This is a genomic window from Thalassoglobus polymorphus, from assembly GCF_007744255.1.
Taxonomy (GTDB): Bacteria; Planctomycetota; Planctomycetia; order Planctomycetales; family Planctomycetaceae; genus Thalassoglobus; species Thalassoglobus polymorphus.
Genome location: NZ_CP036267.1, coordinates 6,192,310 through 6,214,447 on the forward strand (window position 1 = coordinate 6,192,310; position 22,138 = coordinate 6,214,447).

Sequence of the window (22,138 nt, forward strand, 5' to 3'; positions counted from 1 at the left end):
TCGTGAGACTCGCTGGTTGTTCAGGTCTTGTGAAGCAAGGGAGGCCGACGAAAATGTCTGCACTGCTCAATATTAACAGTATCAACAATACCAATAGAAACCGCGGATAGCCTGCTGAAGCTATCCGCGTGCATGATAATCAATGATCCGCCACATGTTTTTAATCGTCTGCGAGTGAGTCGCGCAGGTCGCGAATTTGATCGTGAGTTGCTTTGACGCTGGCGTACTGACGAGTCAAGATATCGTTGACAGCGCTTCCCGCTGTCTGTCGGAGCACCTCTTCGTAGGCATCTTTAATTTGATCCTCGCCTCGTTCGACTTCAGCCACAACGGCATGATTATCGTTCGATGTCATCAGCTCACGGCATTTCATCCAGCATCGGTGAAGTGCTGCGGCATAGCTGCCTGACCGATTTACATTTTTGTCGTTAATGGTCAGGTAGGTTGCCAACTCGTCTGCCTGTTTTCGTCGTTGCTGGCCAATTTCTTCGAAAGCAACTTTGAGCACATCAGAGTCGATGTTTTTTGCTGCATACTCAAATCCATCTGAGCTATCGACGTTCATTTGAACGAGTTGCTCCAGACTTTCAATTGTGGTTTTATTCAAATCTGCTTTTGTTTCGAGAGCCATCTCTATTCCTCCGAAATTAAATATGATTGAGTTGAGAATATAGAAGTAGTTAGGGCAAGGAATGTGCCAAAGCCGTTGACAATCTAATATGCCCTCCTCCCGAGTGCCCTGCTCTTGGAACGGAAAACGATACGAATTGCAGTGAATCGTCACAGATTCGTTGAATTCCCGGAGGTCATCGAGATGTTCTGGATTTTTTTTGGGAACGGACGGATTCACCAGCTTCGGAAGCCGTTCTCAATATGTTTGATTGCTACTCTGCCAGCCTGATTGAATATCTGTCAGCTTGATGAGCGACGATAGACGGCAGGTCACAAATGATGAAAAATCAGTGACGACATTGTGCGACCGAAACATTGTGCGACTGAACTGTCAACTTGAAACAAGCATTATGACTGGATGAAGTCCCCGGTCTCTGAAGGGAGTTTCTCCTACTGCTGACGTTGTGTCCTCCAGCGGACAGAAAAAAGATCGCGTGAGGAGACGTCGCGTATCGACCCAATGTTCCAGTTTCAGGTTTGTACTCGTTCGGTAAATGCCTTTCTCACTCAGCCACTTGTTTAGCGCTTCAAAGATCTTTACGCACAGAGTTGTCTTTTCTCGCAATGTTGATGTGAGAGAGAGTTGGCGTGAAAACTTTCTTTGTTGGCTGGTTCTCGATCAGTGTGAGTTGTCTGAGATCAGTTTCTTGCGTTGAACTCCGCTTGAACATTCTTGGTGTGAAGCCGTTTCGCTTTTGCACTTCACGAATTGGTGTTTGTGTCCAACCTTGTGGCGGGCAGTAAATTTACTGGTGAAACGCGTTCTGTGCGGGCACGCGGTTGAGGAAACTGCTTTGGAATTCACATGGGCGTTCATGCTGGAGCAGTCAAAGAGTTTGCAAAAAATGATGAGAAAAAAGACTTTGGCATAAAGCCTGCATAACCCGGTTTCATCAAACATCAGAACAATCTTCAACAGTCAGTTGAATGATTCCAAATTTTTAAACAAAAGGAGTATGCAGATGTTATTTAAGCAACCTCACCTGATTCTTTGTCTCGCCGGGCTTCTTGCAGTTGGCTGTACCACAGATTCGGGAGACATTCAGGAAGCACGTCAGGATCTGGAAGAAACGAAACAGGAAGCCAGACAGGACATCGCTCAGGCCGAACAGAACGTTCATGAAACTCGTAAGTTCAGCCAGGAAGAAATGGAAGAAGAGCAAGAAGCTCTAGAGAACTTGGCTGAGACCAAGAAGGAAGCTCGAGAGGACATCAACTCAGCAGAGAAGGAGCTTCGCGAAACAAAAAAGGAAGCTGAGAAAGATCGCAGAGCCAATCTGGAAGCCGCCCAGGAAGATCTGAAAGCTCAGGAGAAAGACGTTCTTCAAGCCCAACAAAATGTTGATGAATTGAAGGTCGAACTTGACGCCGCACAAGCGAAGCTGAAGGAACTTCAAGAGGGTGCCGACAAGGATGCAATTGATGCAGCCCAGGATGAAGTCAAATCGAAACTTGAAGAACTGAAAGAAGCAAAGAATACTCTTCAAGAAGAAAAAGATGAAGTTGCTAACTCTCACAAGAAGATTGACGAATTAAAATCTGAGTAGAGTTTTGATTCACACTCTTTTCGGAGAGATTAAATCAGAGAGTCGCGAGAGGATGATCATCATCCTCTCGCGGCTTTTTTTGTTTTGACACTTTTTGTACTAGCACTTTTAAAAATCAGTCGGGGGCGAATTCAGTTTCAGAGCTTTACGCAGGTGGTTGCACGAGAGCACAAAACACGACACGATACCAGTCCTCGAATTGGTGTTCGCGGTTTGTGGCCTGGCGAGCATTCTATGGAGTTCTGAAAGTAGAACTTCGTTGACACGAGAAGCGTTCCCCGACAGGGCAAGCAGTGAGAATATTCTGAATCGATCGGTTTACGAACATTAGAATGTCAACCGGAAATACAACATGTTGCATTGTCGGCGGGGGCCCAGCTGGGATCTTTCTTGGATATCTTCTCGCTCGTTCCGGAATTTCTGTGACAGTGCTGGAAAAGCATGCAGATTTTCTCCGCGACTTCCGAGGCGACACTATTCACCCATCGACAATGCAACTGCTCGATGAACTTGGCCTTCTGGAAGAGTTCTTAGCGATCACTGATTTTCGGGCGGACCAGCTTTGGCTGAATTTTGAAGGTCAGCGAATCGCCGGGCCGACGTTTGCTCACTTGAAGACCAAGTGCAAATTTCTCGGTTTCGTCCCTCAGTGGAACTTCCTGAATTTGCTCAGCCAGGAAGCAAGCAAGTTCGATGGCTTCGACTTGAGGATGAACACTCGAGCCACTGAAGTTATCCGCGAAGATGGCAAAGTCGTTGGAGTCCGCTGTGAATCAGGCAACCGTGAATACGAAATTCGAGCCGATCTGATTGTTGCAGCCGACGGACGCAGTTCAACGATTCGTAAGGTGACAGATCAGACCGTCGTTGAGACCGGAGTCCCCATCGATGCACTCTGGTTCCGGATGGATCATCGACCTCAAGATGATAAGGGAGAGACGCTGGGCTGGCTCCGCGGTGGGCACATGCTAGTGACGATTCCCCGCAGAACTCACTCGCAGGTCGCCATGGTGATTCGTAAAGGCTGCTTCGATCAAATTAAGGCTCAGGGGATCGACGCATTCCGCCAGACGATTCGTAAAGTCTGCCCGCCGCTTGCAGATGTTGCCGTCAGCTTGAAGGATTGGGATCAGGTGAAGCTGCTGACAGTGCAGATCAATCACTTGGAACGGTGGTCTGAAAATGGGTTACTGTTTCTCGGCGATGCCGCTCATGCGATGTCACCCATGGGGGGAGTGGGCATCAATCTGGCAATTCAGGACGCTGTCGCTGCAGCCAACCAGCTTGTTACACCGTTAAGAAATGGCACACTTAATTTGGAAGATCTGCAGGCGGTTCAAGCCCGAAGAGAACCAGCCGCTAGAAAAACACAACGGCTCCAGGTTCGTGCCCATGCCATTCTTTTTGGAGGAAGCACTGGACCGGACCAGGCGTTCTCCATTCCGTGGTCGATACGAATCGCAGCTTGGTTGTTCGCACCAATTCTGCGAAGAGTCGCTGGGAGATGGATCGGTCTGGGATTTCAGCCGGAACAGATCGAGACAGAAATTGTAGATGGTTGAAGTCTCGTAATTCGAGGACTTGAAACCCTCAGCCATTCAAATGCCTGTTGGGAAGTCTCTCTGTCAGGACACTATCGTGTTTCTCGCGGCGAGGTAGCGAGAGGGGCTATTTGCGGAACAAGTGTCTCCGGCTTGCTAAATTCTTCAGCGCATAAAAAAACTCGCTTGCCAGTGGCAATGGCCAAGGCAAACGAGCGTCTCTGTGTCGCAGGGAAAATAAAACCAGCTAGCTTAAGTATGTAAAAGGGTCCCGAACCAGTGACACAGCATAAACGGGAATGATGAAAGAAAGTGTAGCATATTTGATGCCAACGTGCAATCTGGATGTGTCGATGAGTGGGTTTCGCAGGGGAAGCCCTCGTTTCAGTCAAAATTTGCCTCTGCGAGAGTTCAACAAGAGGGCGATCGAGTTATTTCACGAGAGGCAATTCGAACCACTTCGCCGGTGCAGATTGATGCAGTTCCGTGGAAATGTGAAAAAACGCCCCGATGTCATTCACCAAGAACAGACTTTTTTGTCTCCCGCCAGAATTTCAGTCCATGGCCACGAATCCAGTCGTATTGTGAGCACTTTAGATTGTTCTAGCCGAGCCAGAGTGTTCGTGAATTCAAATTTGAGCTGAAGTTGTGAGTGTCATTTCAGGGTTCGATAACGGTCTCAGGGGTTCTGCGTACATTTCTCGATGAGTTTGGTACGCGACGTGCATTGAACAAAATCTCTGCGATCGAGTGAGAACAGGCCCGCACTTGCTCGAGAGTAAGACGACAAGCGTTTCCGGAGAGTCTCTGGAAACGCTTTCGTCGTTTTAAGGGGTGGTCGAATGCATGTTTTCATCGAATGGTTTATGATGAAGTATTCGGGGCGCGTCGAAATGCCACATGAAACAACTTCGGGCGAATGAGGTTTAAGAGCTGACGATGGAAGAACCGGATGTGACACGGATTCATTCTTCGACCTCTGACCCTGCATATTTGATTGTGCAGCGAGGAGACGCATTGCTGGAGGTCGTTGAACTCCCGGAAAATGGACGTCTTACCGTTGGAAGGGCTTCTTCAAATCGAATCGTTCTTCAAGATCCTAAATGCAGCCGAGAACACTGCGAAATCTACTGTCGAGGGGGGCAGTGGTACATTCGCGATCTTGACAGTCGAAACGGGTTGACGATCGATGACCAGCGTGTGAAAGATGATCACGCTCTCGAATTCGGTGAGATGATTCGCATCGGGCTTTGCACGCTCGCTTTTTCCAGTCAACATCCAGATCAGAACCCGCTGAGAGCAAACGGGAGAGAGCGATCTGATTCAGATTCCAGCTACCAGATTATCGAACGGCAATCTGGAACTCAGTACGACAACCCATCGCTGAAAAGAATTCGCAATCATCGCGAAGGGGCTACAGAGCTGTTTCGGATCGCCCGGATGATGGTGGCTCCCACAACGGTTGAAGAACTGAGCCGTGTTGTCTTAGAGGGGCTCGTCAAGTTTACCGGAGCCACTCTGGGAGGGATCTTAATTGATGTCGACGTCGAGTCGACCAAGAGCCAAGGTCTCGATCGATTGCTGCCATACGCCTTATATGGATGCCAGGATGCCGGGCAGCTCTCCACGTATCTTTCGCGGATTGTTCTGCACGATCAAGATGCCATCCTCGCACACGATATCTCGAAACATTCTGCTTTTGCGGCTCAGGACAGTTTGGTGGAGCTTTCCGCTGAAAGTGCCATCTGTGCTCCGATCCGGCATGGTGACTCGGTCTATGGTGTGCTTCATCTTTATTGTATGAATCCAGATCAACCGATGACGCAAGCCGATCTGGAATTCGTCCTCGCCGTTGCTGACCAGATGGGCGACCATTTGCAGACGTTGTTGGACAAAGAAGAACTTGAGGATGGGCTGAAAAAATCGCGTCTGCAGATTTCTGAGCTTCAAAATCAGCTCGGTGCGGAAACCGAACTTGTCGGCCATAGTTCAAACTTGGACGCACTTCGCCGCTCAATTGTCCGCGTTGCTCCCACGGATGCGCTGGTTCTAATTCGTGGTGAATCTGGCGTTGGGAAAGAGCTCGTGGCACGTGCCGTTCACTTCAATTCGCTGCGAAAAGACAATCCATTCATTTGCGTCAACTGTGCTGCACTCACCGAAAGTTTGCTGGAGAGTGAACTGTTCGGCCACGAGAAAGGAGCGTTTACCGGGGCATCTTCCCGGCGGTCTGGGAAGTTTGAGCAAGCTGATCGTGGGACGTTATTTCTCGATGAAATCGGTGAAATGAGTCAGGAGATTCAGGCCAAATTTCTTCGAGTCCTGGAAGGTCAGGCGTTCGAGCGAGTTGGGGGAGGGGAGTCTATTCAGGTGGACGTTCGCGTTGTGACTGCGACAAACCGTGATCTGGAAGAGGCTGTTCGCGAAGGAACCTTTCGCCGCGATCTGTTTTTTCGCCTGCAAGTGATTGAAATTACTGTTCCGGCTCTGCGTGAACACAAGGAGGACATTCCCGCAATCGCTCAGCACTTTGTCGACCGTTTCTCAACGAACTCAAGATTCAAGATACGTGGCTTTAGTACAGCTGCGATTAAAAAACTTCAAAACCATCCCTGGCCGGGGAATGTTCGGGAGCTTAGAAACGTCGTCGAACGGGCAGTCATTCTCTCCGACCACGAAATCCTGCAACCTGAAGACGTCGTGCTGACGAGCTTAAGACTCGACGACGAGAAACCGGAACAGGAGTTTTCACAAGCCAATGAAATCACCTCTGAACAAGGTTCTCTGGAAACCAGTGTTGATCCGCTGGTTGACCTGTTCGGAAGTTTTATTCAATCAGAAACAAGCCTTGATGATCTCGATCGTTGTTACATTGAAGCGGTTCTGGCGTCGACTGACTGGAACAAGTCGAAGGCCTCACGGATTTTGCAAATTGAAAGGACGACTCTTGATCGGCGGCTGAAGAAATACGGGATTTCCCGCCCAGGTGGAGAGGATGAGGAAGAGTGAGCGAAATGTCTTCAATGGAAGAACAATTAGCTGAATGTGTTCAACGCTGTCAGGAGCAGATGGCGCATGCGTGGGTGGTTCGTGCATTTGTCAGGCATTCCGACGAAATTGAAGACTTCCCCGAACTGACGAACATCTGCCGGGCGATCTTTGATCTTTCGCGGGCTCTGGAAACCCGCGTCGATGATCCTGTCGGCTACTTCAAAATGCTCACCAAGAAACTCGGGAAGTTTCGAGTGGCTGTCGATGAGTACTCGAAGCTGATTCCCGAGATCTCGACTCACACCAATTTCGGGCAAAGTGTCATCTCCACACAGGTTTGCGCTCGGGTACTTGGAGAATCTCTCGATAAAGCTAAAAAGATTGCCATTGCCAACACTTCAAAGTAAGAAACCGGCCGTCTTGAATGTGTTTTGCTGTGTAAGGTGCTTCCCTGAAATGATTTACGGGTTTTTCTTTGTGGCGGTTACTTTTCGGAATGCAAGCTCGGACCCTGCCTGTTGTCTGTGCAGCCTCTCCACTCTCTCTAGTTTGCCACTCAATTCTTTGCCGGATTCGTTAAAACCCGAATATTCTCACAAGTTCCTCCAATCGTCAGAACGATAAAGGTGATAACGGACTTCATGTTAGTTGTCCGTTCGCGAAATGATTGACTGACTTTCTGTGTCCACGACAAGTCCCAATCTCGGCAACTGAACAGAACATTTCTCATCAAGTTTGAGAAGTTGAGATCAGGTTTCGAGAGCGGTTCTAAATAAATCGTACATGGACGTCTTCGCAGCACCTGGAGACAATCAGATGAACTTGCTGAAAAACCGCGTCAAACAATTGTGCCTGCTTGCAGGGCTAGCAATGGTGACGCTCCCAAACAGTGGATGTAACCTATTGGCCTGGACGAGCCAGCTCGCCTGGACTGGAGCCGCCTTCTGGGGGACCACTCCGCTGATACCCGTGACTCCCTACTTCAGTCAGCAGATTGAAGATACATATTGGGAGGAAGAACGTTACAAGAAGGTTCCGATTCTCGACCCTGTTGAAGGAGAGAATGCTCCGTTATTCTGTCTCGATCCGCCGAGTCCAGATGAAGTGATGCGAGCACTTCCAGACAACACAGCTGGAGGAGTTCCGTTCCTGGCGGAAACATCACGTAACAACGTGAGAATTGTTGTGGAACCGATCGTCGATCGGGTTGACGAGTGTCGCTTCTTCCCGCAGGTTGGACCAGCCCGGCTCCACCATTGCCACTACAAATGTACTGTCTACTTCGAAGAGACAAAACGCTCCAGCTGGCCAGTTCCGTTCACTCATAAAGACCAAGTTCAAGAAGTTGTTTACATCGACCACGACCACTTGATCCGTTGCACAGGACCAATTATTGAGTAACTGGAATCGGACTCTCGGTGAGAACTGAGAACTCCAGGTGCGCGAAAGCCCGGTCTTTTGACCGGGCTTTCGCATGCGCTGAGGCTTTTGAACTGGCATCATTCTTTTTTCATACGATTCTCGTACCAGACAACATTCTTGCTCGTCTGACCTGCAACAAGTAAGTCGAGATCGCCATCGCCATCCATGTCGAGCGAGCGAATGTCATAGGCTGCTTGATCTTCATCGAGTTTGTGAGTTGTGAAGTTGCCTTGGCCATCGTTCTCAAACCAGGCTGTGATTTTCGAATCTTTCGCACATGTGGCTGCGTCCATGTCTCCATCTGCGTCGAAGTCGTCGATCGTTAAACAGTGGGGGCCTTCGAGATCGCTTCCGAAGTCAGTTCGTTCCCAGTTTGGCCCTTTGAACCAGCAGAGACCTTTACCATGTCCGCGTGATGCCAGAATATCGTTTCTGCCATCCTGATCGACATCCACAACAAACAGGTTTGACGCCCCCGGTTCCTTGTCTGAAATGAGATGCTTTTTCCATCCCGACTGCAGAGAGTTATTCGGAGCTTCCCACCACGCAAACCAGTCTCCCGAGCCGGGCTTCGCTTGTGGTCCCCCCTTCGCTGCTGTGAGAATGTCTGGCCGACCATCTTGATTAACGTCTCCCAGTCCCAAATAGTGTGTCAACCCAGGGGCATCTTTTTGGGCAGCGACCGTGCGTGTCCATGTTCCTTCTGGTTCCATCGGGGCACGATACCAGACGACCGATTCCGGAAACGGTCCTTTCGGAAGGCCGCTGTTGGCGATCAGGTCTGGTATGCCGTTCTGGTCGACATCACCAACGAGCAACCCGTGGATTCCATGGACTTGATCATCGATCAAACGCCACTTCCAGTCTTTCAGCGTCCCGTTGTTTTCAAGCCAGAAGATCAAGCCGGGATTATATCGGACTGCGATATAATCGAGGTCGCCATCTTGATCGACGTCCATTACTTCAGAGTGAATGCAGTTGTGCTTTGGGTTCTCATGAAGCACAACATGCTTCCAGTCCGGGGCGATGTGAAGGTGGCATTTCCCCTGGCTGTTGCTGATGACGTCATCCAGACCGTCTCCAGTAAAATCTCCAGCGACCGCTGTATTGCAGTGCCCCCCTTCGAAGAGAGTATGCTTGACCCAAGCCGTTGGATCGGCAGCATGACTTGGCGAAACGATGGCTGTCAGGAACGAGACAGCAGTCAGAAAAAGCATCTGGGAAGCAGAATTTTGAAGCACAGGCATTCAATCACCCTTGGTTGAAAAGAAAAAACCGCTGATGAAGTTTTTCATCAGCGGTTTCTATTCTTACAACCCTCGAAGGGGTCTGTCACTTCCAAGCAAAAGTCTTGGTAGGTTGCTCGTCTTAGAGCATCTTTCGAATTGGTTTGCAGGTTCTGCCTCGTGGCGAACAGCATTTTTACTAGAGAAATGCGTTCTTCACGGGCACACGCTAGAGCAAACTGCACTAATTGAGAATCGGATGGAACTCAAGGAGTGCGATCAGGGCTCCGGCAACGGCACACGCAACGGTTGCGGCCCGGGATGCAGCAGAGTGCCAGCGAGGTTTTGAAATTCGTCTGACAACTTTTTTGCGAGCCACTTTTTGAGGCTGGCGTTGTTGAATTTGAGCTTGAAGATCGGAACAGAGTCCTTCAAGGAAGGGAATTCCGACATGTCTGTCGACGGCTATAATCATCGGTTTCTCCGAGTTAGACCATTGTTGAATGGTGGCGGTGCCCGCAAAAAAAATGTTTGGGTGTTTGAGTACCTTCCCTGAAATTTGAAGTTGTCTTCTCAGTGGATTGAGAGAGGCTGACAGAGTTCAAATTTCGGATTGGTTCGGGGGGATACCTGCCTCTTGAGCACTCTCGTGCTTTCTGTCCCCATGAAGAAGCGGTTCTCTTAGATAACGCACATCTCCGCGATGAAAATCGAGGAGAGAGGTTATTCAATCGACGAATCCCGCTGCCTACGGGGTGCCCGGTGAAGCAATGTGCTCCAGGCAAATGTTCACGTCTGTTTTGAGTCGTTTTTGAGAATGTTTACGACGCACGGAACAGACACTGTCTCTGTCTTCTTTGTCGGCAATCATTCCGGATCAGGTTTACTCTGGTGGTCAGAGAAGCTGGAATATTCACAATGGGCTGGGAAGCTTTGAGTCTTAATCCGGCCCTGATGATTCGCCAGATGGAGCGGTTGTAGAGGCGGCATTGCGAGGGGCCAGAAATTGGTCTCTCAATCGAAAGCTGGGCGATTTCTTAAGCAGATTCTCTTTCAATATGCAGGATCTGCCGATCTTGAACCACTATATATAGTACCGATCGTGTTGATTGTAGGGGTTGTTCCTACAAAATGGTTAAATTGCTTTACATCGGGATTGACCTGATCTAGGATCTGTTTGCTTGAGAGTTGAAACGCGTGGAACGCAAAATTCGCTTTCAGCAACTTGGTGATGCCTTTGGAAAGGCTCACTGGTGAAAGTTTCTCAAACCGAAATGTTTGAGATCAAACAGACCGATGGATCGTGTCTAGATACTGGAATGGAATCCGATGCTTTTGCATCTTCATAATGTGTGTGGTCTCCTCACCTGCCTCCACATTTTGCGTCAGCCAAACCCGCATATCTTCCTTGCTGACCAAGCCCATTCTCTTCCAGTTTCCAAGCATGTGGATTCGTTTGACTTGATGCCTCGGAGCTCTGCTCGGGTGGCTTTCACGTTTTGACTTGAATGACTCAGACCAATCCAAGGAAGAGATGTTATGAACGATAAGCCAATCATTGCGATGAACGCCGACTTTCGCCCTGCTAAAAGCGAAACGTTTTCCTTCACATGGATGCACACCGGATACTACGACTCTGTCAGCCAAAGTGGAGGCGTTCCCATCATGCTGCCGCCAATGGCAGAAGATGATGATTTGCGACGTGTGCTGGAGCAAATTGATGGCTTGGTTCTCACTGGATGTAAGCTGGACCTCGATCCAATTCGTCTCGGATTTGAACCTCACCCCGTAACACGTCCGATGCCTCCGCGTCGTGAAGAGTTTGATCGCCGATTGGCAAAGCTTGCCTACGAAATGAAAATCCCCACACTCGCCATCGGCTCGGGAATGCAAACCCTCAACCTCATTTGCGGAGGTAGCCTGTTCCAGCATCTTTCCGAAGATGTGTACAAGTCTCTGTGCCATCGAGACGCAGTTGAGAACTGTCTGCGTCACGTGATCGAAATCGTTCCTGGAACCAAAATGGATGGCATCTATGGTCCCGGCGAAATTCGAGTCAACAGCGACCACCACATGGCGATTGATCAACTCGCTCCAAACTTCCGCGTTTCCGCGACAGCTTTGGACGGTGTCATTGAAGCATACGAATCGATTTCTGAAGACTGGTGGTGCCTGGGAACTCAGTTCCATCCAGAAAGCGAATCCTCTTCAGCCCTCGACATGCAGGTCTTCGAAGCATTCATCGATGGCGTCAAAGATCAACAAGTTTCGGGAGCCGATATCCTCTCCTTCGATCAGGCACGACGAGCAGCTTGATTCAAAGACCCACAAGTCGAGAGCAGTTGGCTCTACCGCGTGCATGTATAGAATACCTTTCCCAAGTGGAAATTCTGTTCGCTACGAGTCAGAACGCGAAGATATTTTTTAATACGCTCAAGTAAGCAAAGCCCGGTGGATCGTTCTACCGGGCTTGCTGCTTTGATAGTGCAGTGAATACTTGTCCTGCCTGTGAAGCTGACTTTCATGGCTTCATTGACTACTCACCACAAGGCTGTTCGCGAATACGATTTCGCAAACTGATCTAAAAGTTCTCAGGCTGAACTGCGATGGAACGGATTGTGTCGACTGTAGAGCTTTCTTTGCCGATTGTCCAAGTGAACTGAATCATCGTGCCTGCTGATTGAAAGACCCACAGTTCGGTGACCTTTCCGTTGGTGGCAAATCGAACAACAGAGTCGGGAGCCACCCCCATAGCTGTTCTCACCTGAGTAGTGGTCATTCCCTTCACAATGCGGCCTTCGCGAATTGCTTTTTCGATGGCGGACTCCTTCGAAGGGGGCAGCATTTCAGCGGGGACCCATTCCCCATCGTTCAAGGCGTAGCCATTTTGTCTGAGCCACGCAGCGGCGAGGGGATATTGTGAATTCTGTTTCCAGGCAGCGATGTAATACTTCGCAGCTGTTTTTCGGTCGTCGAGAAGTTGAATCCATTCCTCAGCCAAGTCGACCAGACCCCGAGCCCCGTTGTCGGTGTAAAGCGATTCGCGAGCATTGAGCCACTTGGTTTTCGTTTGCGTTACGCCAGCTGCGTCATCCCGTGCCGCGTATCGATTCGCAAGGTTCTGCATCTCCTGCCGAGTCATCACGGGGATCCGCTGGCTCTCGTACTTCAAGCCTGCTTGTTCATACTGATCGATAAAATCAGTCCGCTCAGGAACTTCTCTCTTGAGTTCAGCCGCAATTTGAAATGCGTTTTTTCCGGTGGCGTCTGCTTGGTTAAGAATTTTGGTCGTTGCGATGTGAATGTAAAAATATCTTTCGAGTGTTTCGCGTTCTTCTTCAGAAGCTGCTTTGAAGGTTCCTTTGGCATTTTCCAGATAAGCTTTCGCCTTTTCTGCATCGTAAGTTTCAAGCGGCTTACGAGCGCCTTCCAGATCATTTGAAACGGAGACCAGCAGGTCCGCGTAGTCTTCAGTTTTGGTCGCCCGATCTCGTTCTCGAATGAACAGGAAACGGTCCCAATAGCCATCGTGTAAAAACTCTTCAATCAACACTTGATCGAGTTTGAACTTCCGGGCTTTTTGGATTAATGAAACCAAACCGTTTCGATCTGAAGGCTTCAGTCCTCGAAATTCTATTTCAAGACCGGTCCGCTGTATCTCCTGTGATGCTTCACGAAGTGCTGGGTCGTTGTAGAAGTTTGCTCGACGAGAAGCCCAGCTTGCCAACTCGTACCATTTGGCAGCATCGTCAGCGTTGATTGCAGATTTCTCAAAAATCAACCGTTCCATATCACTCGGGCGTGAGCGGATAGAACTCATCGCAAAGATCAGTTTTCCATCTCGACGCTCTATTTTTCCGGTGACTTCAAGGTTTGTGAAGCGTCCCGGCGGCCGATTGACATTGGGACCAAAAATGAACGGCATCGAGCAATTTATAAACCGCATGCTGTCCTCGCTGATGAGGGCGTAGCGACCTTCCAGTTTCCACGTGGCGCCAATCGTTTGCGGCCACTTTTCTTCCGCCTCAACGAAGGATTGAATCGATCGTGCCTGGCCGAATGCTTGCGAGCAGAAAAGAAGGCACACCAGTAATGTTGGTACGAGTGAAGATTTCCGGTTCACTATTTCACTCCCATCCATTTTTTCTGGCGATCAAACATTAACTGTTGGTCCGGCAGTGATTGTATCGAGCCAATTTGCAGGTGAGTTGCATTGTAAGTCGGCTGATTGACCCAGAAAAAACTTGTCTCAGGGTCAAATCGGATCTCCCAGTCTCCGTCAGGTCCGATAAAGAATTCTTTCAGTTGCCCGCTGAAGACGGTGAGGGTTCCTGATCCAGAATCGTAGGCTTCTTCCGTCGTGGTCTTGGGGAGATGCTTCGCTGATTGAAAGCTGAGGCAAACATTCACCGGCCTTTTTTTCTGACCAGCTGCCCACGGGAAGATGAGTTCTAATTCGAAGCCGTTTTCGATGGCAAAAGGATTCTTCGATGGGCGAACGTACCCTTCGATGATGTACCAGTCATCCTGAAAGCTTAGACGGAATTTCTCTTGCCAGGCCTCTGCGCCATGTTCCACATAGTAGCTTTCCGCTTCCTCAACTAATTCAAAGAGTGTGGAAGATGTCAGTCGAGTGAGTGCTCGTGTCTCTCGGTGGTACTGGCGAATTGTCTCTGCTTCCAGGTCTTCTCGGCCGAGCAGGTCGACAGCATTGGTTGCTTTTTCAAAGTGCCTCCGCGCCTCGACCCAATTTTCATTTCCGACAGCGACCAAGCCGGCGTCCAGTTCCGTTTTCACAATCGTCACGGCACCGCGTAATTGGCTTTGCCGGATGGAATAGAAGATTGTCAGGCTGAGGATGCAAAATATTAGCAATGCAATTTTGCGATAGGGGGTCCAGAATTCCCAGAACACGATCCAGATGCCTAGAGCTGTTCGACAGGAAGCTCCCCACATTCTCACGATGATGTTGGGCTTCTGTTCAACGACCTCAGTCGGGGCGGTCTCTTTGTTTTTTTGTCTTCGTTTACGGCGGGAGACAAACTCTTTCTCGGGATCGAGTTCCTGAATTGAGGGCTTTTCTGTTTCTGCAGAGAGATCGACCGATTCTGGAACTGGCTTGGCTGCTGATTTTGTCGTGGGCTTTCGTCGCTTCTTCTTGTTTGGAGACGTCTTCGGGGTATGCGGCGGCGGATAGACATCACGCGGAAGAACGAATAGCGAAGAACCGCAAGACTTGCAGACGATATGCTGGTGACGAGAGCGGCGAATTCCGGTGTGTTGTTGCCCGCACTCACAATGGACTTCAAACGGCTGAGGCGTTTCAGAAACGTCTCGCTTAAACACATTCGACGCTTTAGAAAACCACTCGTTCATGAATCACGAAAGATTGAAATGAATTTGCCCGCGAATTCGATTCTGCAAACAGCCAGAGACCCTTCAATTCTATCGGTTCAGGGACCCATTCGAATAGTGCTCACTTTTTGATTCTTCAGGAGCCGCAGTTTTGCAGAATACCCCGCTTTTAACGTAGTTCCTCGAGTTCTCCGTTCGCGCAACCGGTACGAAAGTCCTTCTTATGACGTCTGGCTGTCACTTCTGGGTTTACGCAAAAGGTGCTGGAGACGCTGGTTGGAATTCTACGAAATCCAGAACTTGATTGAGATTTCCTGAGCGGAATCCTTCCAGATCGATTGTGACATACCGAAATCCGATCTCTCGAAATTTTTGAACAATCTGTTCGCGGGAGTCCGGAGCAACCAAGGTTGCGATCGATTCGACAGGGACTTCGATGCGTGCCAGGTCATTTGTTTCGAACCGCACGCGAAGTTCTCGAAGCGAAAATGTTTCACGAAGAAACGATTCTGCACGGTCGATCATTTGGACTCGCTCAGCGGTCACTTCAACTCCGTAGGCGACACGGCTCGACAGACACGGCATCGCTGGTTTGTCCCAAACTTCCAAACCCCAATGCTTCGCCAAAGCCCGGACATCTGCTTTTGTCATTCCGGCTTCAACCATAGGGCTTCGGACGGAATGCTCTTGTGCCGCTCGCATTCCCGGGCGGTGGTCTCCCTGGTCATCCAGATTGGCACCGTTGCAAATGACGTCGACATTTAATCGCGGCAGGATCTCTTCGATGAATTGATACAGCTCACTTTTGCAGTAGTAACAGCGGTCACCGGCGTTTCGTTGATAGCCTGCGACTTCGAATTCTGCCGTTTTGATGACTTCGTGACGAATCCCGATTTCTGCGGAGAGTTTCTTCGCCAGTTCGAGTTCTCCACTGGCTAGTGACGGACTCGATGCCGTCACCGCGACAGCTTTGTCTCCGCAAGCAAGGAATGCAGCTTGAGCGACAACAGCACTGTCGACACCTCCTGAGAGGGCGACAGCGACGCGCCCGTACTGACGAAGGATTTCGACTAATTTTTCTGCGTGTTGCTCAACCATGTTTCGAGATCTGTTTAAGTTTTCCATTCTGAGACTTTTTCAGGAAGAGCCCCTTGCTAACGAAAAGTTTCCATGCGAACTGCAAAGAAAGGGCTTTAGGGGGAATCGTCGTGCATCGTTTCTGAAAAATTACCGCATTTTCAATACGCTTCGAGCGTGTGAAGGTCACTTTGATGACTTCAGAGACTATTCGCCACGGTGCAGAACGCGTACTTCATCTTCAGAACTGATCCTGAATCTGAAATTGCTTTCCTACAACGTTGAGAAAAGCGGCCATCCCAGAGGTTTCCGGACTGGTTCTAAAAGGACCTAGTGAATCAACAACTCTGGGCTCGCTGCTGATCGGCTATTCGGTATTGGTGGATTATCTAACGGTCGGAAGGTGAAGACAACAGAGTATTTCGTTTTGTCGGTTCTGTTTCGAGAGGCTGCGTGCAATGTTCGGCAGTGAAACAGCAACACATCACCCGGTTCAAGTTCTGCATATACGCGTTGTTCGATCAACGCTTGGTTCTCTTTGAGGTCGTCACGAAAAAAGAGTTCTGAATCAAACTGGTGCTGCCCAAAGGTCATTCGATGCGTCCCGGGAACTAGTTGCAAGCATCCATTGTCCTTGTTTTCCGGTCTGAGTGCCAACCACATGCTGACCAACTCCGGGCGAGAATAGGACCAATACCGGATATCCTGATGCCAACCGGTTTCGCTACTGAACTCCGGTTCTTTCGTCATGATGCAATTGTGGTGCGCAAAAGGGCAGACCAGTGCCGGTCCCAAAAGTTGTTTCAAGCTTTCCCGCAGCGGTGGAAAAGTGAGCCACTCTGTGAAGACAATCCCTCTGCTGTGTGCCTGTTTGAGGCGTCGAATCGTTTTTCCACCGGGCTCAAGCTGCGAAGCAGGAGATCCGGGATATTGTAAATCTGCCTCAAATTCGACTGGTGGAATCGCTTTTTTTCGACCGATTTCGGTCGCTTTGAGCATTCTTTCAACAACATCTGAACTTGCCAGATTCCGTAAAATTACAAATCCATGCTCTTCGAAGTGCATGCGATCTGCGTGCGACATTCCGCTGGTCGAAGTCGATTCAGGCGTTTGCAAATCACTCTCAGTCAATGTAAGTGCTTTTCAGATCTAGGATTCCATCGAACTATCGATGGGGTCGGGGTTTTACGAACAACGGGAAACTCTCCATGGTTTGTGATGAAATTTTCCTCCGCTGACTAGAATCAGTCAGAAAACTTGTGGAATAGTCACTTATCTCAGTGTTTAAGAGAGCAATTTCAAGTTTGAGGATCAGTTCTAAAATACTCTTTATTGACGGTCTCCGTGAAACGGTCTCGGTGAAGAGTGCTAGCAGGTACTGAATCGCTGATTCCCACGAGACACGAATGTGTATCTCTTTTTTGAAAATGCTTTAAGATGTTACACGCACAAGTCCGTTCGCGAATTGTACGAAATCCGTTTTCTGCCGACAAAGAGTTTCAGACATCTCTCTGTGAGATATGATCAAATCTATGACTACCACATCCGATGTTCCGGTTAAAGCGAAGGCAACACAGCAGAAGAGTGACGCCGGGGCAAAAAAGTTCGCTCCGATGTGGTTGCAGTGGGGAGCCACGGTCTTAGCGATCTGCATTGTGCTTCTGATTGGAGTGGGGCTCTTCTGGGGTTTGGCACGCATGAAAACCGCTCCGCCTCGAGAGGAACCGGAACCGACAATCCTCAGGGTCGAAGCTTTTCAGATCGAGGCAGTTCCACTTAAACGATTCATTGCCAGCTTTGGAACAGCCCGGGCTGATATCGAAGTGACCGTCTCCGCGGAGGTTAGCGGTCGAGTCACTGAAAAGAACGAACTTGAAGTCGGAAATGTCGTTCGTGGCCCGGAGATCCGGACTCTTGCGAATGGACAATCTTCTCGAAAGCCGGGAGAGGTCCTTGTACAGATCGATCCTCAAACATACCGGGAACGTGTTACTCAAGCGGAGTCGCTTCTTGAGCAGGACCGAGTCAATTTGAATCGACTTGAAAAACAGGAGGCTCTCAATCAGCGGCTCTTGACTCAGCAACGCGAACGGTTGGAAACAATCACGGCTGAGTACGAAAGGACTCTCGAACTCTACAATCGGCAAGCTGAGAACGAATCGATCGTCCGGCAAAAGAAGCTCGAACTTGAGCAGTATCGAGAAGCGCTCATTCGGCTGGAAAACGATGAGGAACTGCTGCCGATTCAACGTGAAGAACTGAAAGCGCAACGCGCCACACATCAAAGCGACTTGAACCTCTCCCAGCTTGAACTGGACAAGGCGACCGTGCGAGCCCCGACGACCGGAACGCTCAGCGACGTCCTGGTTGAGCAAGGTCAGTACGTCAGGGCAGGGGACCCAATCGTTCAAATTACCTCGACAGATCGCGTTGAAATTCCGGTTGCCGTCACGCTCGAAGATGCTGTCCTTTTGGGCAGACTCATTCAAGAAGGAAAGCTCCCCGTCGTTCAACTTGCTCGACACGAAGCGGACTTCGAGTTGTCACAATCAAAAACCTGGAAAGGCTATATCGAACGGATCGATCCCGTGGCTGACGTAGAAACTCGCACTGTCCGTGCATTTGTCGAAGTCGAAAACGCCGAGCAAAATCAACCACTCCGCCCGGGAACTTTCACTTACGCACGCATCGAAGCGGGGGTGATAGAGCCTGATCAGGGTGTTCTGATTCCGAGAGAGGCCCTGCTCGACGGGACTGTGTTTGTGGTGTCAGAAAATGAAATGCAGAGCGACGCGGACAACGAAAAGCTCTCTCTCGCAAAACCCCGTCAGGTGACGATCGCTGATACATATCAAGCTTTCGCACTGATCTCTCAGGGACTTCAGGAAAACGAGCAGATCGTGACGACCAACCTTGATATTGTCGTCAATAATTCACTTCTCGACGTCCGCCGGATTCGCTCACTCGACGATGAACTGAGTCGAGTGAAAATTCCGTACCTGCAGCGACTTTCTCCAAAAGTGCAGGAATAGTTTCTCATCGATCGGACGATTCTCTCTCTGGTTACTTCCTTCTTGTATCAGACGAACAAATCCAGATGATACGCGGGAATGCAACATTCCTAGTAGAGCATGTTCACGGTTGGTCTGAAGCAATGCCGCTGTGTCTATAGCAGTCATTTAGCCCCGGTGAGTCACCGGGGGCTAAAGAGAACACGAAAGTGTTCTGAACGCAAATGCATCACAGCAGACTGATCTGTCAGTAAAGACAGAATGAGCGTGATTTTACAGCTTGATTTTTCTATTCAAATGCCAAGAATTTTCAAATGACAGCGAATGAATAGAGCTCCTTTCGAGTAGGTGTGCAGGTTCTGCCTCGTGGCGAACAGAAGTTTTATTTGCGAAACGCGTTATTCGCGGGCACACGGTAGAACAAACTGCTCTAGAATTGTCGCTTGAACATCAAACCCTTTTGCAGATACACAGCCATGATGCCAATTTTCGACCCGATGTATGTCGTTTTTCTCGCTCCTGCTTTCATTCTGATGATGTGGGCTCAGGCGAGAATTCGATCGACTTATGCAAAGGCGTCGCAGGTCCCAGCACGACTTTCTGGAGCAGCTGCAGCGAGGCATATCCTCGACCAGTTTGGGCTTCACGATGTTGCTATCGAGCCGATACGCGGCCACTTGACCGACCACTACGATCCTCGCCATCGCGTTCTCCGCTTGAGTGAGGGAGTTTACGATGGTCGTAACGCCGCAGCGATTGGAATCGCTGCACATGAAGCGGGACATGCGTTGCAACATGCCGAACATTACGGGCCGCTTGTGATTAGAAACATGGCGGTCCCCGCTGCTCAGTACGGTCCGGGATGGTTCATGGCCTTTTTTGTATTAGGGATGTTTATTCCAGTGTACTTCTCGCAGTTCTTCTGGATTGGAATCATCGGCTTTATGGCAGTTGCAGCCTTTCAGCTGGTGAACTTACCTGTCGAGTTCGATGCCAGTAATCGGGCGAAACGACTTCTTGCAGAGACTGGGATTTCAGACGAACAGAGCGGCCCCGCACTCAGCAGTGTCCTCAACGCCGCTGCCTGGACCTATGTTGCAGGAACGTTGCAATCTGTCCTGGTGGTTGCCTACTACATCATGCGTTTCGGCGGCAGAGGAAATGACAACTAAAGCAAAGTAGCCGAATAGCAAAGTCGCTCAAGAAGCAACGTAGCCCGGGACCATTGTCCCGGGCAATAGATGATTGCAGAAAATCGTTTTCGAGATGTTATTCAACATCTCTTTTCGAAGAGAATTTCCTGAGGACAGCTTGGGAAACCCACACCAATAAATTTGCACGGGACAATGGTCCCGTGCTACGTGTGAATCTCGTCTTCGAACTTCCAGCCGCATTCTTTCCAAGCTGGGTTTAACCATCGATGCCAGCTGCTTTTGGGGATCTTCGCAACCAATGGATTGCGACCGATGTACTGAACGACTCGCCAAAGGTGCTCTTCGTCTCTGATGATGCGATCATAACTCTCGTCCTGCCAGAGTGGACCCGGGACTTTTTCTCGCTCACAAATGAACCGACTGCTCGCCCGCTTGATGGCTCCCAGTTCGTTCTCTAACTCAAAACCGTTGAATGGACGTATGATGAGGTGGCAGTGATTCGCCATGACCACAAAGCAACCGATTTCGTATCGTTTTTCGTGAAAGTGCAGAATTGCTCGATGGAGTTCTTCAGCGTACTCGCTTTGGCCAAGCAGGCAGCACCCATAGCTTGCGTCCATGATACGTTCTTGACGACGGAACATTGTTTTCGCGTACTCAATCCAACAGTCTTCATCCCTGGGATGCGGATATCTGTGTAGCCACTCGCGGCGAATTGACTCAAGCTCTTGTTGCTGAGCTGCTGGCACAGCGTCAGCGAGATTGAACGTGACGAAGTAGCTGGCCCCCTCTTGTCTCCAATGTGGGAGATTCCGTTGATATCGGTGGATTGGATGGTGATCGAGCAGACCACGAAATCCCGGTGGAGTCGGAAGATTCAATGACATGACCACGTAGCTCAAGAAGCAACGTAGCCCGGGACCATTGTTCCGGGCAATAGATGACGAACAAGAAGTTGATTTCGAGATGCTTTCAGCATCTCTTTCTGAGAAAAATCCTCTGAAAACGACTGGGGTTAACCCACTACAAAAAAATGCACGGGACAATGGTCCCGTGCTACTTGAGGTTGGCTTCAAGAACGCAATCTGCTTAGCTGCGTTTTTCGATGGCGCGTTGCATGGCTGTTCCCATGTCGGCGGGGGATTCGGCGACTTCGACACCGGCAGCTTCCAGGGCAGCGATTTTTTCTTCAGCTGTTCCACTTCCTCCAGAAATGATCGCACCGGCGTGTCCCATCCGTTTTCCGGGAGGGGCTGTTTTGCCGGCGATGAAGGCTGCAACCGGTTTGGTCACATGATCTTTGATGTACTCAGCCGCTTTGATTTCTGCATCGCCACCGATTTCACCGATCATCAGGATCGATTCTGTCTCTGGGTCGTTTTCGAACATTTCGAGCAAGTCGATAAAGTTCGTGCCGATGATGGGGTCTCCACCGATTCCGACAGCGGTCGACTGGCCCAGGTTCAGGTTTCCGAGTTGCCAGGCTGCTTCGTAGGTGAGTGTTCCACTTTTGCTGATCAGGCCGACAGTCCCCGGTTGGTGAATGTAGCCGGGCATGATGCCGATTTTGGCGACACTGGGAGTGATGATCCCAGGGCAGTTGGGGCCGATGAGGCGAACTTCTGGGCGAGTCGCCAGAAATTTGTCGACTCTCGACATATCGAGAACCGGAACACCTTCGGTGATCGCCACAATCAATCGAATTCCAGCATCGGCAGCTTCCATAATGGCATCAGCACAGAATGGAGGGGGAACGAAAATGAGTGAGGTATTCGCACCAGTTTTTTCAATCGCTTCCGCAACAGAATCGAAAACCGGGAACCCATCGACCTCTTCACCACCTTTGCCTGGCGTCACTCCGCCGACCATGACAGCTTCGCCGGGGCGATGCTCTTCAGCATATTCACGGCATTTTTGTGAGTGAAACAGGCCAGCACGGCCTGTGATTCCCTGTGTGATGATCTTCGTTGAACGATCGACTAAAATTGACATCGAATTGATATTCTCGGTTCTGGCGGTGAAACAACTGTCACGAGGAGCAAAATCCCCCTTACTCCCGAATTTCCCTAGACGCTACCCTCTAGCCCCTAGACCTTTGGCAAAGTTTAGAAGACCATCGACTCTGACGGAAGCCAAGCGGAT

General features: G+C 49.8%; 17 protein-coding genes. 8 read left to right on the forward strand and 9 right to left on the reverse strand.

The window, feature by feature from the left end; translation table 11 throughout:
* Nucleotides 1-160 precede the first annotated feature (160 nt).
* On the reverse strand, nucleotides 161-631 hold the full coding sequence (locus Mal48_RS22450) for a PA2169 family four-helix-bundle protein (RefSeq protein WP_145205241.1): 471 nt from the start codon (nucleotides 629-631) through the stop codon (nucleotides 161-163).
* 1,003 nt (nucleotides 632-1,634) lie between these two features.
* Between Mal48_RS22450 and Mal48_RS22455 the strand changes: the two genes are divergently transcribed.
* From Mal48_RS22455 to Mal48_RS22475, 5 genes are all read left to right on the forward strand, one after another.
* Nucleotides 1,635-2,219: an HlyD family secretion protein gene (locus tag Mal48_RS22455; protein ID WP_145205244.1), complete on the forward strand. Its 585-nt coding sequence runs from the start codon at nucleotides 1,635-1,637 to the stop codon at nucleotides 2,217-2,219.
* Between the two features lie 332 nt (nucleotides 2,220-2,551).
* The gene (locus Mal48_RS22460) at nucleotides 2,552-3,781 is read left to right on the forward strand and encodes an FAD-dependent oxidoreductase (RefSeq protein WP_145205247.1); all 1,230 of its coding nucleotides are present in this window, start codon (nucleotides 2,552-2,554) and stop codon (nucleotides 3,779-3,781) included.
* 918 nt (nucleotides 3,782-4,699) lie between these two features.
* Nucleotides 4,700-6,769, forward strand: coding sequence for a sigma 54-interacting transcriptional regulator (locus Mal48_RS22465; protein ID WP_145205250.1), 2,070 nt, complete (start codon nucleotides 4,700-4,702; stop codon nucleotides 6,767-6,769).
* 5 nt (nucleotides 6,770-6,774) lie between these two features.
* Nucleotides 6,775-7,158: an amidohydrolase gene (locus Mal48_RS22470; protein WP_231739794.1), complete on the forward strand. Its 384-nt coding sequence runs from the start codon at nucleotides 6,775-6,777 to the stop codon at nucleotides 7,156-7,158.
* A gap of 409 nt (nucleotides 7,159-7,567) precedes the next feature.
* Nucleotides 7,568-8,152, forward strand: a complete 585-nt coding sequence (locus Mal48_RS22475) for a hypothetical protein (protein WP_145205253.1) — start codon at nucleotides 7,568-7,570, stop codon at nucleotides 8,150-8,152.
* 98 nt (nucleotides 8,153-8,250) lie between these two features.
* On the opposite strand, the gene Mal48_RS22480 is transcribed toward Mal48_RS22475, so the two are convergent.
* Together Mal48_RS22480 and Mal48_RS22485 are read right to left on the reverse strand one after the other, a co-directional pair.
* A complete protein-coding gene (locus Mal48_RS22480; RefSeq protein ID WP_145205256.1) occupies nucleotides 8,251-9,420 on the reverse strand; it encodes an FG-GAP repeat domain-containing protein in 1,170 nt (389 codons plus the stop codon).
* 223 nt (nucleotides 9,421-9,643) lie between these two features.
* Nucleotides 9,644-9,874: a hypothetical protein gene (locus tag Mal48_RS22485; protein ID WP_145205259.1), complete on the reverse strand. Its 231-nt coding sequence runs from the start codon at nucleotides 9,872-9,874 to the stop codon at nucleotides 9,644-9,646.
* A 1,064-nt stretch (nucleotides 9,875-10,938) separates the two neighbouring features.
* Here Mal48_RS22485 and Mal48_RS22490 point away from each other — a divergent pair.
* Nucleotides 10,939-11,715: a gamma-glutamyl-gamma-aminobutyrate hydrolase family protein gene (locus Mal48_RS22490; protein WP_145205262.1), complete on the forward strand. Its 777-nt coding sequence runs from the start codon at nucleotides 10,939-10,941 to the stop codon at nucleotides 11,713-11,715.
* 265 nt (nucleotides 11,716-11,980) lie between these two features.
* Here the strand turns inward: Mal48_RS22490 and Mal48_RS22495 are convergent, their stop codons facing one another.
* The 4 genes from Mal48_RS22495 to Mal48_RS22510 all read right to left on the reverse strand — a co-directional run bounded on the left by Mal48_RS22495 (nucleotide 11,981) and on the right by Mal48_RS22510 (nucleotide 16,914).
* A complete protein-coding gene (locus tag Mal48_RS22495) occupies nucleotides 11,981-13,522 on the reverse strand; it encodes a hypothetical protein (protein WP_145205265.1) in 1,542 nt (513 codons plus the stop codon).
* Nucleotides 13,522-14,775, reverse strand: coding sequence for a hypothetical protein (locus tag Mal48_RS22500; RefSeq protein WP_145205267.1), 1,254 nt, complete (start codon nucleotides 14,773-14,775; stop codon nucleotides 13,522-13,524). The genes Mal48_RS22495 and Mal48_RS22500 overlap by 1 nt, the downstream gene beginning before the upstream one ends.
* Nucleotides 14,776-15,003: 228 nt before the next feature.
* Complete coding sequence (gene larE / locus Mal48_RS22505) at nucleotides 15,004-15,852, reverse strand: ATP-dependent sacrificial sulfur transferase LarE (protein ID WP_145205270.1); 849 nt, start codon at nucleotides 15,850-15,852, stop codon at nucleotides 15,004-15,006.
* Between the two features lie 309 nt (nucleotides 15,853-16,161).
* Nucleotides 16,162-16,914, reverse strand: a complete 753-nt coding sequence (locus Mal48_RS22510) for a phytanoyl-CoA dioxygenase family protein (protein ID WP_145205273.1) — start codon at nucleotides 16,912-16,914, stop codon at nucleotides 16,162-16,164.
* A 449-nt stretch (nucleotides 16,915-17,363) separates the two neighbouring features.
* Between Mal48_RS22510 and Mal48_RS22515 the strand changes: the two genes are divergently transcribed.
* Together Mal48_RS22515 and Mal48_RS22520 are read left to right on the forward strand one after the other, a co-directional pair.
* Complete coding sequence (locus tag Mal48_RS22515; RefSeq protein ID WP_197441918.1) at nucleotides 17,364-18,863, forward strand: efflux RND transporter periplasmic adaptor subunit; 1,500 nt, start codon at nucleotides 17,364-17,366, stop codon at nucleotides 18,861-18,863.
* 455 nt (nucleotides 18,864-19,318) lie between these two features.
* On the forward strand, nucleotides 19,319-20,014 hold the full coding sequence (locus Mal48_RS22520; protein WP_231739796.1) for a zinc metallopeptidase: 696 nt from the start codon (nucleotides 19,319-19,321) through the stop codon (nucleotides 20,012-20,014).
* A gap of 185 nt (nucleotides 20,015-20,199) precedes the next feature.
* On the opposite strand, the gene Mal48_RS22525 is transcribed toward Mal48_RS22520, so the two are convergent.
* Both Mal48_RS22525 and sucD read right to left on the reverse strand, forming a co-directional pair.
* On the reverse strand, nucleotides 20,200-20,883 hold the full coding sequence (locus tag Mal48_RS22525; RefSeq protein WP_197441919.1) for a transposase: 684 nt from the start codon (nucleotides 20,881-20,883) through the stop codon (nucleotides 20,200-20,202).
* 202 nt (nucleotides 20,884-21,085) lie between these two features.
* On the reverse strand, nucleotides 21,086-21,988 hold the full coding sequence (gene sucD, locus Mal48_RS22530; protein ID WP_145205282.1) for a succinate--CoA ligase subunit alpha: 903 nt from the start codon (nucleotides 21,986-21,988) through the stop codon (nucleotides 21,086-21,088).
* Between the last annotated feature and the right edge of the window lie 150 nt (nucleotides 21,989-22,138).

Excerpts from the sequence above, each read along its gene's own strand:
- Mal48_RS22480 (WP_145205256.1), bottom strand. The coding sequence starts at position 9,420 with ATGCCTGTGCTTCAAAATTCTGCTTCCCAGATGCTTTTTCTGACTGCT.
- Mal48_RS22450 (WP_145205241.1), bottom strand. The coding sequence starts at position 631 with ATGGCTCTCGAAACAAAAGCAGATTTGAATAAAACCACAATTGAAAGT.
- Mal48_RS22455 (WP_145205244.1), top strand. The coding sequence starts at position 1,635 with ATGTTATTTAAGCAACCTCACCTGATTCTTTGTCTCGCCGGGCTTCTT.
- Mal48_RS22485 (WP_145205259.1), bottom strand. The coding sequence starts at position 9,874 with ATGATTATAGCCGTCGACAGACATGTCGGAATTCCCTTCCTTGAAGGA.
- Mal48_RS22475 (WP_145205253.1), top strand. The coding sequence starts at position 7,568 with ATGAACTTGCTGAAAAACCGCGTCAAACAATTGTGCCTGCTTGCAGGG.
- Mal48_RS22500 (WP_145205267.1), bottom strand. The coding sequence starts at position 14,775 with ATGAACGAGTGGTTTTCTAAAGCGTCGAATGTGTTTAAGCGAGACGTT.
- Mal48_RS22490 (WP_145205262.1), top strand. The coding sequence starts at position 10,939 with ATGAACGATAAGCCAATCATTGCGATGAACGCCGACTTTCGCCCTGCT.
- Mal48_RS22510 (WP_145205273.1), bottom strand. The coding sequence starts at position 16,914 with ATGTCGCACGCAGATCGCATGCACTTCGAAGAGCATGGATTTGTAATT.
- sucD (WP_145205282.1), bottom strand. The coding sequence starts at position 21,988 with ATGTCAATTTTAGTCGATCGTTCAACGAAGATCATCACACAGGGAATC.
- Mal48_RS22460 (WP_145205247.1), top strand. The coding sequence starts at position 2,552 with ATGTCAACCGGAAATACAACATGTTGCATTGTCGGCGGGGGCCCAGCT.
- Mal48_RS22520 (WP_231739796.1), top strand. The coding sequence starts at position 19,319 with ATGATGCCAATTTTCGACCCGATGTATGTCGTTTTTCTCGCTCCTGCT.
- larE (WP_145205270.1), bottom strand. The coding sequence starts at position 15,852 with ATGGTTGAGCAACACGCAGAAAAATTAGTCGAAATCCTTCGTCAGTAC.
- Mal48_RS22515 (WP_197441918.1), top strand. The coding sequence starts at position 17,364 with ATGACTACCACATCCGATGTTCCGGTTAAAGCGAAGGCAACACAGCAG.
- Mal48_RS22470 (WP_231739794.1), top strand. The coding sequence starts at position 6,775 with ATGTCTTCAATGGAAGAACAATTAGCTGAATGTGTTCAACGCTGTCAG.
- Mal48_RS22525 (WP_197441919.1), bottom strand. The coding sequence starts at position 20,883 with ATGTCATTGAATCTTCCGACTCCACCGGGATTTCGTGGTCTGCTCGAT.
- Mal48_RS22465 (WP_145205250.1), top strand. The coding sequence starts at position 4,700 with ATGGAAGAACCGGATGTGACACGGATTCATTCTTCGACCTCTGACCCT.